This is a genomic window from Streptomyces sp. NPDC047043, from assembly GCF_040644055.1.
In the GTDB taxonomy this organism is placed as follows: domain Bacteria; phylum Actinomycetota; class Actinomycetes; order Streptomycetales; family Streptomycetaceae; genus Streptomyces.
This window is the reverse complement of the sequence record NZ_JBEYVO010000017.1, coordinates 82,226-95,297: the sequence shown is the minus strand read 5'-3', so window position 1 is coordinate 95,297 and position 13,072 is coordinate 82,226. Positions and strand designations below refer to the sequence as shown.

At 67.4% G+C, this 13,072-nt stretch carries 9 protein-coding genes; 6 read left to right on the top strand and 3 right to left on the bottom strand.

Features of this window, described 5'->3' with window-relative positions:
- Positions 1 to 697: 697 nt before the first annotated feature.
- Complete coding sequence (locus tag ABZ880_RS26445; RefSeq protein WP_361267282.1) at positions 698 to 1,672, bottom strand: ATP/GTP-binding protein; 975 nt, start codon at positions 1,670 to 1,672, stop codon at positions 698 to 700.
- A gap of 653 nt (positions 1,673 to 2,325) precedes the next feature.
- On the opposite strand from ABZ880_RS26445, the gene ABZ880_RS26440 reads away from it, so the two are divergent.
- Complete coding sequence (locus ABZ880_RS26440; RefSeq protein WP_361267280.1) at positions 2,326 to 5,994, top strand: S8 family serine peptidase; 3,669 nt, start codon at positions 2,326 to 2,328, stop codon at positions 5,992 to 5,994.
- 42 nt (positions 5,995 to 6,036) lie between these two features.
- Here the strand turns inward: ABZ880_RS26440 and ABZ880_RS26435 are convergent, their stop codons facing one another.
- Positions 6,037 to 7,380: a transposase gene (locus ABZ880_RS26435; RefSeq protein WP_361267278.1), complete on the bottom strand. Its 1,344-nt coding sequence runs from the start codon at positions 7,378 to 7,380 to the stop codon at positions 6,037 to 6,039.
- Positions 7,381 to 7,405: 25 nt separating this feature from the next.
- Between ABZ880_RS26435 and tnpA the strand changes: the two genes are divergently transcribed.
- Together tnpA and ABZ880_RS26425 are read left to right on the top strand one after the other, a co-directional pair.
- A complete protein-coding gene (tnpA, locus tag ABZ880_RS26430; RefSeq protein WP_361267276.1) occupies positions 7,406 to 7,837 on the top strand; it encodes an IS200/IS605 family transposase in 432 nt (143 codons plus the stop codon).
- A 161-nt stretch (positions 7,838 to 7,998) separates the two neighbouring features.
- Positions 7,999 to 9,000, top strand: a complete 1,002-nt coding sequence (locus ABZ880_RS26425) for a helix-turn-helix transcriptional regulator (RefSeq protein WP_361267274.1) — start codon at positions 7,999 to 8,001, stop codon at positions 8,998 to 9,000.
- Between the two features lie 244 nt (positions 9,001 to 9,244).
- On the opposite strand, the gene ABZ880_RS26420 is transcribed toward ABZ880_RS26425, so the two are convergent.
- Positions 9,245 to 9,571 (bottom strand): transposase, encoded by a 327-nt coding sequence (locus tag ABZ880_RS26420; RefSeq protein ID WP_361267272.1) that lies wholly within the window; start codon positions 9,569 to 9,571, stop codon positions 9,245 to 9,247.
- A 677-nt stretch (positions 9,572 to 10,248) separates the two neighbouring features.
- On the opposite strand from ABZ880_RS26420, the gene ABZ880_RS26415 reads away from it, so the two are divergent.
- From ABZ880_RS26415 to ABZ880_RS26405, 3 genes are all read left to right on the top strand, one after another.
- On the top strand, positions 10,249 to 10,590 hold the full coding sequence (locus ABZ880_RS26415) for a hypothetical protein (RefSeq protein ID WP_361267271.1): 342 nt from the start codon (positions 10,249 to 10,251) through the stop codon (positions 10,588 to 10,590).
- Between the two features lie 47 nt (positions 10,591 to 10,637).
- A complete protein-coding gene (locus ABZ880_RS26410) occupies positions 10,638 to 11,690 on the top strand; it encodes a M12 family metallopeptidase (RefSeq protein WP_361267269.1) in 1,053 nt (350 codons plus the stop codon).
- 713 nt (positions 11,691 to 12,403) lie between these two features.
- On the top strand, positions 12,404 to 13,039 hold the full coding sequence (locus ABZ880_RS26405; protein ID WP_361267267.1) for a site-specific integrase: 636 nt from the start codon (positions 12,404 to 12,406) through the stop codon (positions 13,037 to 13,039).
- Positions 13,040 to 13,072: the final 33 nt, after the last annotated feature.

Here is a 13,072-nt window from a genome sequence, read left to right as displayed (position 1 = left end):
CGGGAACCGGTCACAGCTCCTGCGATCAGTGCATCAGCCTCAACTGGCCGCCATCAGTCGGGCACTCCGCCCGCTGGCGACACCCGCACCGGCCCGCACCCGCCGAGGCTCCACCCTCGGCAGCGCGGTCGCGGGCACCACACCATTCCGCTATGGACAGCACCCTGGTCGCCGCGATCATCGGCACACTCGGCGGCGGCCTGGTCACCGGAGCCGCTGACGTGTTGCGTACGAGGATCGGTGCATCCGGCTCAAAGAAGCCGCAGCCGACAACACATCTCCGATCCCCACCTGGTCCCCGTCCCGCACTGCCGCAGCCTCCTGCGGCAGTACGTGACCCGTCGCGCACCGGCACACTGCTCACCAGCTGTCGTGCCGACTCGTTGGGCGCGCTCGGCGCGGGCGCGGCACAGCGCCTGGGCGTGCGTGACCTGGGCATCACGGCGGCGCCCGGCACGGGCGATCTCGATCGCTTCCAGGGCCATGTCGGGAAACGCGCCTCGGCTCATTCGCGCAGGGCACGGATCTGTCCCTCGATCGCATCGGCAATCGCCGGTCGACGTGTTGCTCGGGCCGAGCTGCCTGGTGTGCGGCGAGCGCCTGGTGGTAGCCGTCGGAGGCGGTCTCCCGGGTGCGCACCGGTCCGGCGGGCACCGGTACCGGGTCGGCGACCGCCTTGGCAGCCGTAGGGAGGGATTCAGGAGACGTCTGGCCGACTTGGGGGCGGCGGCGTCAGTTCGCGGGCTCCCTGCCAGAGCGTCTCGAAGAACTCCCGGCAGCGGGCGAGGTTTTTCCGGTCTTGTTCGCCGTTGTCCAGGGACCAGCGGTCCAGCCGAGAGCCGCCGAGGATGTCCAGGAGATCACCCTCGGCCGGGTCCGGCCCGGGAGCTGCAGCGCAGTCCGGGTCAGGGCGCAGATCCAGCTTGTCGTAGAGCCCCTCATACACCACGTCGGTGTTGATGAAGTAGAGCCTCCGCATGGGTGACATGTGCAGCACGCGGAACTCGACCGTGAGTGTTCCCTGGCCGCGCGCGGCCATCCGCCTGATGTGGGCCTTCAGTCGCAGCTCATGCTCCACGACCATGCGCCTCAGGTGCTCACGGAACTCGGGAGCGTCGCAGATCCTGCCTCCGGCACCCACCTGGCCGGGGACGTCGATCTCCTCGGTGAAATCCGGTACCAGAACGCGCACACGCACGCGCCGTGCGGGATCCCTGCTCAGGTTGTACAGCATGGACTTCACCGGATTGACGAACGTCTCTCCGGTGAAGCTCATCGCCGCCAAGTGCACCTCTCCCCCGGCTTCCAGCGCCTGCCGGATCTCGGCCTGCACCGCCGCGCGCGTGACCCGAGGACGCAGCACCTGGTTCAGTCGCTGCAGTTCGTCCTCGAGGCGACGCACCGTGGCGGCCAGCGACTGTTCTGTCGCCTGGTGGGTCGAGTGCACCGCGTTCAGGCGCTGCACCTCGCTGTAAAGCACATAGCCCACCGCGGTGAGCAGTGCCCCGCCCAGATAGACCTTGTCCTGCAACGCGTCACCGACGGGCTTCACGAACTGCGCGACCAGCCCCAGAGCGAAGACAACGGCGAGAACAATCTTCGTGACGGTCGACTCCGCGCGCCCCCAAATGCCAGCCAGCCGCTCGCTCCACGACAGCCCCGTATCCGACACAGCTTCCCCCCGGCAAGCCACCGATATCGCCTTCCTACGCCCAGAGTGCCCGCCAAAGCAGCAGATGCGTGCGGACAGGACACGGCCGACGGCCGCGAGCAACGCCCCTGCGCCGCTGAAAGCCGGCCCGGCGCAAGCCGCCATCGCTCCTCTCTAGATCTTTCCGCCGCTCGTGTCGCCAGCGCCCAACTGCCCTTTGACGGACCGCCAGAACGCACGGCAGCCAAGACACCGTCAATACCCGGTATCAAGCGAGCGGCACGATCGGGACCGGGCGCCACGTGGACGGGCGCAATACCGGTACGTGCGCCCCGTGCACTTCGGCGAACCCGGCGTTCGCCTCGAGCAGTTGCTTGCGGGCGGCGCGCGTCGTTTGTTGTCGGCAGCCCCCGCGCCCAATCTGCCCGACGGGCCCCATCAGCGCGCCGTGATCCGGCTGCGCCTGAGGATGCGGCGACGCACCGCGTCCCCGTCACAGGCCGAGCCCCGCCGACGCCCTATCCGCCCGTCAATCCTCGTGGCCGAGAAAGGCATTGGCACTGCCCGGCCACAGCAATCCCTTGAGTCGCTTTGCGCGCGGCACTCACTCTGAGTACTGGCTTTCGCTCCAGGAGGGCGGAGGCGTTTCAGCGTTCAGGGGAGGACGTCCACACATGCGAAGACTCCACGCCCTTTGGGCCGTGGCAGGAGCTGCCGGGCTGCTCGCCGGGGCGGTCACGCCCGCGGCGGCCGGTCCCGCGTCTCCGCTCGACCAGCCGGGCACCACACAGGCACCACACGCCGACACCCAGACCATCACCCTCATCACGGGCGACACGGTTTCGGTCACCACCGGGCCCGACGGCAAGTCCGCCGTCGAGATCGAGCGCGGCAAGGGCCGTGCGGCCGCCACCTTCCTGTCGACCGAGCGCGACGGCGAGGTCAGTGTCCTGCCCGTGGACGCGATCCCACTGGTGAAGGCGGGCCGTCTCGACCCGGCCCTGTTCAACGTCACCCAGCTGGTGAAGCAGGGATACGGGGACTCGAAGACCGGCACCATCCCGGTGATCGCGACATACAAGAGCGGCAGCGCGACTCCCGAGGGCGCTCGCCGGACGCTCAAGCTGCCCGCGATCGACGGGGCCGCGCTGAGCGCGAAGAAGTCGACCGCCTTCTGGAGCGACATCGCCCCCGCGCTCGGCACCGAACCGACCACCAAGGCCGCAAGGCAGCTCGGCGACGGCATCGACAAGATCTGGCTCGACGGCAAGGTACAGGCGTCTCTCGACGTCAGCGTGCCGCAGATCGGCGCGCCCGAGGTGTGGAAGTCGGGCTACGACGGCAAGGGCGTCGATGTCGCGGTCCTGGACACCGGCGTGGACACCGGACACCCGGATCTGGCGGGGAAGATCGCCGAGACGCAGAGCTTCGTACCCGACGAGACCGTGCAGGACGGCCACGGCCACGGCACCCATGTGGCGTCCACGATCGTCGGCTCGGGCGCGGCCTCGGACGGCAAGCGCAAGGGCGTGGCACCGGGCGCGGACCTCTTCGTGGGCAAGGTGCTCGACAACACCGGCCAGGGCCAGGACTCCTGGATCATCGCGGGTATGGAGTGGGCGGCCAAATCCGGCGCGAAGATCGTGTCGATGTCGCTCGGCGGTGACGCCACCGGTCCCTCGGACATCCTGAGCGAGACCGTCGACGAGCTGTCCGCCTCCACCGGCACCCTCTTCGTGATCGCGGCGGGCAACTCCGGGCCGTCCGAGCAGAGCATCGGCACCCCGGGCATCGCCGACTCCGCGCTGACAGTGGGTGCCGTGGACAAGTCCGACAAGCTGGCCTCGTTCTCCAGCCGCGGTCCGCGCGCCGGTGACTACGCGGTCAAGCCGGAGATCACCGCGCCCGGCGTGGCCATCACCGCGGCCCGTGCCGCGGGCACCAGCATGGCCGGCAGCACGCCGGTCGACGACTACTACTCGACGGCGAGCGGTACGTCGATGGCCACCCCGCACGTCGCGGGCGCCGCGGCGCTGGTCGCGCAGGCCCACCCCGACTGGACGGGCCAGCAGATCAAGCAGGCGCTGGCGACCACGGCGAAGACCATGCCGGACGCCGAAGTCTTCGAACAGGGCGACGGCCGGGTCGACGCCGTACGAGCCGTCAACCAGGGCGTCTTCGCGACCCCGACGCTGAGCTTCGGCAAGTACGAGGAGACCGACACCGCGGCCGCCGACAAGGACATCACGTACACCAACACCACCGACAAAGTGGTGGAGTTGAAGGTGTCCTCATCGCTTCGCGACGCCACACCGAACGCGGACACAGTCACCGTCCCGGCGAAGGGCACCGCCACCGTCGCGGTCACGCTCGACCCGGCGAAGGAGGCGACGGGCCGGTACACCGGCCACATCACCGCGAGCGCCGACGGCGTCCTCGTCACCACGGCCATCGGCTTCGAGAAGCTGCCGAAGACCTACGACCTGAAGGTGTCGCTGCTGGGCCGCGACGGCAAGCCGACCACCTGGTCGTCGATCTTCGTGCTGCAGGAACTGAACGGCGCCTACCCGGACACGTACGGATTCATCGGCAGCACCTACACCTTCAAGGTGCCGGCCGGTACATACTCCACGGCGTCCTGGATCTCACAGCGGGACGCGGCCGGCCTTGAGGCCAACACCTCGGTCGTCGGTGATCCGGAGATCAAGGTCGACAAGGACACCGAGGTCGTCCTCGACGCCCGCAAGGCGGTCGAGATCAAGCCGAAGACCAAGGAGGACTCCGAGTTCCAGGGCTTCAGCACCAGCTGGCACCGGGAAGGCCCGGGCACCGCCTTCGGGGTGATCTACAGCCAGGGCTGGTGGACCGACCACATCTATGTGGCGCCCACCGAGAAGGTCACCCAGGGCATGTTCGAGTTCGACCCGAAGTTCCGTCTGTACGCCAAGGAGCTGACGGCGAGCATCACCGGCCCCGAGAATTACGCGCTGCCCCTTGACTACGCGCAGACCGACAGCGGTCTCCCCGTGAAGGTCAGCGGTGACCACACGGTGCGCGCGGTGGACGCGGGCACCGGAACCGCAGCCGACTTCGCGGGACTCGACGTCAAGGGCAAGGTCGCGGTCGTCCGGGTGGGCGCCAAGGGGACGCCGGACGAGGCACTGGCCAACGCGACCGCGGCCGGGGCCGGTTACGTCCTCGCCTATCGCGAGACGCCGGGGTACTGGATCGCCTGGGCGAAGAGCACGACCATCCCGCTGATGATCGCGACCGGCGAGGACGGCGCGAAGCTCGGGACGCTGCTCAAGAGCGGGAAGAAGGTCAAGCTGAAGCTGGCCGGCACTCCGGTCAGTCCGTATGTGTACAACGTGATGTTCCCGCAGGTCGGAGCCGTCTCGACCAACCAGACGTACAACCTGAACAGCGCCAACACGGCGAAGCAGACGGTTCGCTACCGCGGGTCCCGGGCTGGTGATGTCGGCAAGGACGCCGTGTACCGCTACCGACCCTGGCAGAAGACCGACATCGCGACCACCACCAACGTGCAGCTCGGCACGGAGCGCACCGAGTACTACAACGTCTCCGACAGCCGGATCTGGCACGCCGTCTATCCCAACTGGCAGGCGAACCAGCCTCAGTGGGGTCCCGTCCGGACCTTCGACAAGGCGGGCAAGCAGCCCGCCGAGGACTGGCTGGGCCAGGTCGTCCGCCCGGCGACCGCTCAGCAGTACGGCCCCTCCCAGCGCACCGGCGACAAACTCACCTTCCGTATACCGGAGTTGAGCGATTCCGCGCCAGACCACTACGGATTCGCGGACAACGTCCAGGACACCGCCAAGGGCAAGCTGTACGCGGACGGGCAGTTGGTCGGCGACACCACACTCGGCGGCTACGGCACCTTCACCGTCCCGGCGGCGAAGTCCTCGTACCGACTCGTGCTCGACGCGCAGCGCACGGCCGAGTGGGCGGCGTACTCCACCGGAACCCACACCGAATGGTCCTTCGCCTCGACGCACACGGACCAGCAGACGGCGCTCGGGCTGCTCTCGGTCGACTACGACGTGGCCGGGATCGACCTCCTCAACAGTGCCGAGGCAGGACACACGTCGAAGCTCGGCCTCTCCGTCCGGAACCAGTCGGGCGGCATCACGCCCAGTTCCCTGAAGGCCTGGGTCTCGTACGACGACGGCGCCTCCTGGAAGGAGGTGAAGGTCAAGCACGGCGAGGCGGAACTCGGACATCCGAAGAAGGGCGCCCGCTTCGTGTCGCTGCGCATCCGGGCCGCCGACCGGGACGGCAATGCGGTCGATCAGACGATCGTACGGGCGTTCGGCCTGAATTGAAGTTCTCCCCTCCCTTCGCAAGCTCAGGAAGGGGATTCCTGTCTACCTTGCGGCGACGGGTTTGACGGTTTTGCCCGCCCTGCGACCGCGCCTTCCGGCGGCCGGGACCTCCACGATGACGTGGCCGATCCGGTACAGGTGCAAGATGTTCCTCGCCGCGTTCCAGTCGGCGTTCGCCGTCCAGCCGCACTCGGGGTTCTTGCAGGCGAACAGTTCCTGGCTCTCCCGGCTGCCGGGAGTGGTGCAGCCGCAGGCTGAGCATCGCTGGGAGGTGTTCGGGGCGGGGGCCTTGACGAGCCGGCCGCCGTAGCGGGCGGTCTTGTACGTCAGCATCGTCACGGTCCGCCCCCATGCCTCCTGGGCGATGGAGCGGTTGAGTCCGGCCTTCGCCCTGGCCCCGTTGCGCAGGAACGCGCCCTGCTGCTCGGGGTCGGGCTGGGGGGCGGGGCTCCTCGTCATGCCGAGGATGTTGAGCTGTTCGACCACCAGCACGCCGTAGGTGCGGGCGAGATACGTGGTCGTCTGGTGCTGCCAGTTGAGGGCTCGTCGCGTGGCTTTTGCTCGGAGCTGCTTGATCTGGTCGTAGGTGTGCTGCAACCGCCGGGAGGTCTTCTCCCCGCGTTTGCGGAACGTCTTGCGGTGCGCGGCCTGCCGCTCCAGCGTGAGGAGCTTGGCCTTCTCCTTCGGGGTGAGCCACTTGTCACGGTCGGAGTCACCATTCGGCAGGCGCGGCGGGCGCCCGTGGTCCTGGTGGTCCTTGTTGGACAGGGCCAGGGGGACGTTGACTCCGGCGTCGATGCCGACCTGCGGCCCCTGGTGCGGCTCGGGGGCGGCTTCGAGGGTCTGGACGCGGAAGGCGATGTGCCAGCCCAACGCGTCCTTGACCAGCCGGCCGCCGGTGATCCGGTTCTCCTGGTTCGCCCGCTTGCCGACCGGGAGATCCCTGGTCCAGCGGAAACGGACCCGGCCCACCTTGGGAAGGTTGACCACGCCCCACCGGCGGTGCACCCGCGTGATGTTCAGGTCGCGGCCCTGCGGAATGTCCACGGACATCACCGTGCGGAAGCGGCCCTTGTAGCTGGGCTCCTGTGCCCGTCCCTCCCAGCAGTTCACCCACGCCCGGTGGTACGTCTTCAAGACGGCCTGCGCGGCCTGAGCGGGAAGGGCGGCGAGGTAATCGAGGTCCTTGCGGGCCTGCCGGATCGCCGCATCGGCGAGAGACAGCTTCGTGTCGCTCTTCGGTGTCATCGTCCACCAGGAGTGGAGGCAGTTCCACAGGGTGCGGGCCGCGTGCGCCTGGTCATCGAGGATGCGGATCTCGGCGGGGCTGAGCGCCAGTCGGGCGCGGTACCCGAACTGCCGCTTCACCAGACCGAGTTCACTCATGACGATCACTATACGCTGTTGGTTTATGTCACCACGCTGGAATCCCAACCCTGACGTACGCACCGGCCGTCACGTCGTCCACCACCTGCACGTCCACTTGGTGTTCGTCACCAAGTACCGGCGCAAGGCCATGACGGACGCCATGCTGACACGCTGCGAAGAGATCATGCGAGAGGTCTGCACGGACTTCGAGGCCGACCTCAAACAGTTCAACGGGGAAGAGGACCACGTCCACCTGCTCGTGCACTACCCGCCGAAAGTCCAGCTCTCCAAGCTGGTCAACTCCCTCAAAGGCGTCTCCGCCCGCCTGCTGCGCAAGGAGTACGACGCGCACGTACGCCAGCACCTGTGGGGCGGCCACTTCTGGTCCGGCTCCTACTTCGCCGGAAGCTGCGGCGGGGCGCCCCTGACCGTCGTACAGCAGTACATCGAGCGGCAGAAACACCCCGTGAGCTGAGGTCAACAGTGCAGACCCGTACTCCGGTGCGGGTCACCCCCATTTTGAGATGGCCGTCACCATCCACCCTGAAGGCCGGAGCACTGGCCAAGATCAAAGGTAGACGACCGCCGCCAAACGTTGCGGAAATTCTTAACAAAGATCGTCTACCGTGCCGGGCCATGGTGAACACGGCACACGACACGGCTAGGGAGACCCCCGCCGCGAGCCCCTGGGCCGCGGTGGGGGTCTCCGCGTTCGACGAGCTGTTGTACCAGGCCATCCTCAACCAGCCCGACGCCGGCGCGGCCGGCTGGGCGCTGCTGACCGGTGCCTCCCCGGCCCGCGTCCGCGAGGCCTGCAACAGGCTCCTCAGGTTCGGGCTGCTGCAACCACCGGACTCCATGGGCGGGTTACGGGCAGTCGACCCCCGGGTGGCGATCCGCGCGCTGATCCGGCGGCGCGAGACGGAGTCCGAGCTGCTGGCCGCCACCGCCGAGGAGATGGCGACCGCGTACGAGGCGGGGCTGCTGCGCGAGGAGCCCTCCCGGCTGGTCGAGGTGGCCTCCGGCGAGGGCGCCATCGCGGCCCGCCTGGAGGAGATGTATGCGCGCGCGGAGCACGAGGTGTGCCTTTTCGACACGCCGCCGTATCTCGCCCCGGCCGCTCCGCAGGTGGATCTCCAGGCCGATCTGCTCAGCCGCGGAATCGTCTCTCGCGGGATCTACGCGGCGACCGGCCTGGAGGATCCGAAGTCCCTGTCCCGCGCCTTGAGGATGGTCGAACTCGGCGAGCAGGCCCGGGTGTTGCCGACCGTGCCGCTGAAGCTGCTGGTGGTCGACGGATGCCGGGCGCTGCTGCCGCTGACCGCCTCCTCGGCCGGCGGCTACTGTGCCGTCGTGGTGTGGCACTCGGCGGTGACCGAGGCCCTGCAGAAGCTCTTCGAGCTGGCCTGGCAGCAGGCGACTCCGCTGGGCCAGGCGGCCGACGACAGTGAACTCTCCGAGAGCGAGAGGACGTTGACCCGGCTGCTGGCGGCCGGCATGAAGGACGAGGCGGTGGCTCGTCATCTGGGTGTGAGTCTGCGAACCCTGCGGCGGCGGGTGAGCGAACTGCAGGAGCGGCTGGGGGCGGCGAGCCGGTTCCAGCTGGGGATGCGGGCTTCTCAACGCGGCTGGGTGTAGCCGTTGCGGACCCTGTGAGGCGACGGGCCGCGCCCTGGCCGGGAGCGCGGCCCCTACTCCATGAATCGACCACAGCACCATCTGCTCGTGGACGACGGGCAGCGTCTCGTAGTCGCGGACCAGCCGGCGCGAGCGGAACAGCCAGGCGAACATCCGCTCCACGCAGCACCGGCAACACCACGAAGCCCGACGCATCGTCGCTGCGCTTGACGACCCGGACTGCCCGCCGCAGTTGCTGCTTCACTCACGTGACCAAGCGGCCCGCATAACCGCCGTCCGCCCACACCAGGACGATCTTTCGGTATCGGGCCCGCACGCTCTCCAGCAGCGGCATCGCGGCGTCCCGGTCGGTCACGTTGGCCGCGGTGACCATCACGGCCGGGAGCAGACCGACGCAGTCGACGACGATGTGGCGCTTGCGTCCCGGCACCTTCTTGCCCGCGTCGTAGCCGCGTGAGGAGGCCGGGACCGTGGCCACGGCGCGCACCGACTGCGAGTCGACGATCGCCGCTGTCGGCTCCAGGGCAGGGCCGGCGTCCTCACGCACCAGGCCGCGCAACCGATCAGGCAACTCTCCCAACAGACCCTTCGCGCCCCAGCGCCGCGTGTGCGTAGACGCGATCCCAGGCGGGGAAGTCGGCCGGCATCGCCCGCCTTAAGCCCGCGCCCAAGGTGCCTTCACTGCGGTCCACGAGGAGTTCTGGTTCACGGCAGGCAACTTGCCTGGTCCGTTCAGCCGTCAACCGGTGAACGTCACTGCGGTGAAGGCGGTTCCCGAGATGCACGACGGCCAAAGCTGGCGCAGCATCGAATGCAGGGGCATCGGTTCGGCCGGGATTCGCCGACTATAGTCGGCAATCACCCGTCGAGCACTCCAAGATCATAAGCGAGACCAAGCACGGCCCTTCAACGGTCAATCGCTCTCCGCCCAGGCATGTCCTGGGAATCCCGCCATCAGTAGAAAGCGATGGGGTGATTCGCTATGTCCAACAATCAACCGACGGGTGTCCCAGCACCGCTCCAGAGTTTCGAGCCTGCTGTCGAACTGCTCCAGGAGGCACCGGAAGAGGACGTCAGGAGTGGGCTCGACTCGACGCTCCATGAGGCCGAGGTGCAGGCGGCCGGTGACGCCGATGTCGCGGCGGCACAGCCACCTCCCGTCGTGTCGGCGGAAGAAGTGCCGCAGACCACTCTCGTAGAGCGGTGGCGCGAGCACATAGAGGCGTCTCGGCAGCGAGGAGCATGATCATGCCGTACTTCCGCAACAGTCATTCCTCGACGATCCAGGTGGTGGGGATGTACTGGGACCCGCAGAGATGCGGGCAGTACGGAAACTACCGGACCATGGGCTGGTGGCGCATCAAGCCCTACGAGCGAATCCTCCTCGCACCCAACAATCGGCAGTTCTTCTACTGGTACGCCGAGTCCGACGACGGCTACAAGTGGGAGGGCCGCTACGGGCCCGTCTACACCTATCTGTACCCGTTCGACTCCTGCCTTCAGATCGGCTCGACCGGAGCGTGGAAGACGGTGACGATGCGTCCGCACGACCAGTACGCCTATCCCGGTGGCGTGAACGTGGACATCTGAGCCCGCCACGAGCACGAAGTCACGGGCACGAAGCCAGGAGCATCACCATGACCGCTCAACAGGAAAAGGAAGCTCTGCGGTACTGCGCCCAGCCCCCGGAGAGAATCCCCCCACTGCCCTCGGACCTCAGCCTTCCGCGGACCAGGGCGATACTGGCCAATCACTCGAAGTGGGTGAACGGCACCCAGCTGCGGTACAGCTTCCTCAACGGTGCCGACGACGGCGTGGCAAAAGCGTGGTTGACCGAGGTCCACAACGGTTTCGAGGAGTGGGAAGGCCTTGGCATCGGACTGAAGTTCCGCCCCGAGGACAACCCTGCGGAATCGGAGATCCGGATCACCTTTGCCGATGACGGATCCTGGTCATACGTCGGCACGGACTGTCTCGGCATCGGCGTCGAAGAGGCCACGATGAACTTCGGATGGGACCCGACCTCGCCCTACGGCAAGGCCACGGTCCGGCACGAGACAGGGCATGCGATCGGCTTCTGCCATGAGCACCAGAATCCGTTCGCCGGCATCGACTGGAACGTGGACAACGTCTACAACTACATGGCAGGCCCGCCCAATTTCTGGCCCCATGAGACGACCTACAACAACATCATCCGCAAACTCTCCACGGACCAGGTGACCGGTTCGCACTGGGACGTGCAGTCCATCATGGAATACGGCTTCGGACCCGGTCTGATCAATCGGCCGGAGGAATACCGGAACGGCATTCCTTCTCCGCTCAAACTGTCTGAGCAGGACAAGGAGTACGTGCGCTCGTGGTATCCGCCGCTGGCCCCTCACATGGACGAGCTGAAGCCGTTCGAGTCGTCGGTCCTTGCCCTCGCCTCAGGAGAACAGACCGACTACGAGGTCATCCCGGAGAAGAGCCAGAAGTATCAGTTCGGCACCTTCGGAGACGCCGACGTGAAGATGGTCCTCTTTGAGCAGGCCGATGACGAGAACCTGCGCTACGTCACCGGCGAGGACGACAGCGGCCAGGACCGCAACGGCCGCTTCGAGGTCAAACTCTTCAAGGGGCGCCGGTATGTCCTGCGCGTCCGGATGTACTCCACGTGGGGTTCTGCGAACGCGTCGGTCATGTACTGGTGACCGCAAGCAGGAGAGAGCGGGGCCCAGTGAGACTGGGCCCCGCTCTTTTCGGGCAGATCGAGTGGCGGAAGACGTTCCTGCGCCGTCCGACGGTTCCGGCGCCGTCCCGCGGGCGCTCTCGAACGCGCCGGCGGACCGCCGCTGGAGCCGTGGCCCATGTCGGAGTTCATCCCCGGTCGATCGTCCAGCAGATCCCAGGGTCCGCCGTCCACGGTGTTGCCCCGGCAGTACATCATGCACTCGCCGTCATTGAAGTCGGCGTCAGGACGGTTGTAACCGTCGGCCCGGTAGCCGAAGGAGTGCACATCGGTGTGCTCGGGCCCGTCGCTGACGTTGAATCCGTAAGCGCCGACAAGGTCCCTCGAAGATTGCCAAGCGCAAGGTCCTTCTTGACGATGATGGCGCCCATGTCCGAGGAGTAGAGGTCACCGTAGTCGACCCAGTTGGTCGAGACCATGACCCGGACCTGCTCCCATACTGGCCGGTGCGGACACGGTTGCCGCCTGGATCGGGGACCTGCTCGACCGTCCCCGCCAGCGATCAACGAAGGCGCCGCTGCATCCGGAGACGGGACTGGCGAACGCGACCGTCCAGCAACGTGTGGTGGCCGTACGGTCCTTCTACGAGTAGCTGGTGGAAGACGGGCTGCGCGAACGGAATCCCGAACGTCGAGGGCAGTCGAGCCGCCGTGGCCGCCCTCCTCGGCAGGGCTCGTGCGGCGCCTCGAGCAGGCACCGTGGATCCCCAACGAGGACGTCTGGCAGCGGATCCTCTTTGCGTGCGCCGAGCAGTCACTACGCAACCGGCTCATGGTCACGCTCGCCTATGACGGCGCCTTGCACCGAGAGGAGTTGGTCCAACTCGATGGCGGGGACTTCGAGCACGCGCACCGCCTGATCCATCTGCGGGCAGAGACGACCAAGTTCCAGCGAGCCAGGGAAGTCGCCTTCGGCGTCACCTCGTCTCAGCTGTTCTTGGCCTATCTCAACGAACGACGCGGCATGTTTGGCCGTATCGACGGACCGCTCTTCCGCTCCGCCTCCAACCCCAACTACGGCAAGCCGCTGGGGCCTTCCACCTGGTCAAAGACCGTCAAAGGCATCGCCCGCAGGGCCGGTGCCGCAGGGCTGTCCACTCACACCTTGCGGCATCTGAGGCTGACCGATCTGGCCCGCGCCGACTGGCCCATCGACCAGATCGCCCAGTACGCCGGCCACCGAGACTTGGCGACCACCATGCGTTACATCCATCTGTCCGGCCGGGAGCTTGCTGCTCGGCTGCACCGCGCGTCCGCATCGGTCCAGCAGGACAGGAAGAACCTGCTGGCAGCACTGGCGGCAGTCCGGTGAGCGCGACCGAGCGGCCAACACCTGCCTCGCTTG

Coding starts and splice junctions, on each gene's coding strand:
- ABZ880_RS26435 (WP_361267278.1), bottom strand. CDS start 7,380: ATGAGTGAACTCGGTCTGGTGAAGCGGCAGTTCGGGTACCGCGCCCGA.
- ABZ880_RS26410 (WP_361267269.1), top strand. CDS start 10,638: ATGACCGCTCAACAGGAAAAGGAAGCTCTGCGGTACTGCGCCCAGCCC.
- ABZ880_RS26415 (WP_361267271.1), top strand. CDS start 10,249: ATGCCGTACTTCCGCAACAGTCATTCCTCGACGATCCAGGTGGTGGGG.
- ABZ880_RS26425 (WP_361267274.1), top strand. CDS start 7,999: ATGGTGAACACGGCACACGACACGGCTAGGGAGACCCCCGCCGCGAGC.
- tnpA (WP_361267276.1), top strand. CDS start 7,406: ATGTCACCACGCTGGAATCCCAACCCTGACGTACGCACCGGCCGTCAC.
- ABZ880_RS26440 (WP_361267280.1), top strand. CDS start 2,326: ATGCGAAGACTCCACGCCCTTTGGGCCGTGGCAGGAGCTGCCGGGCTG.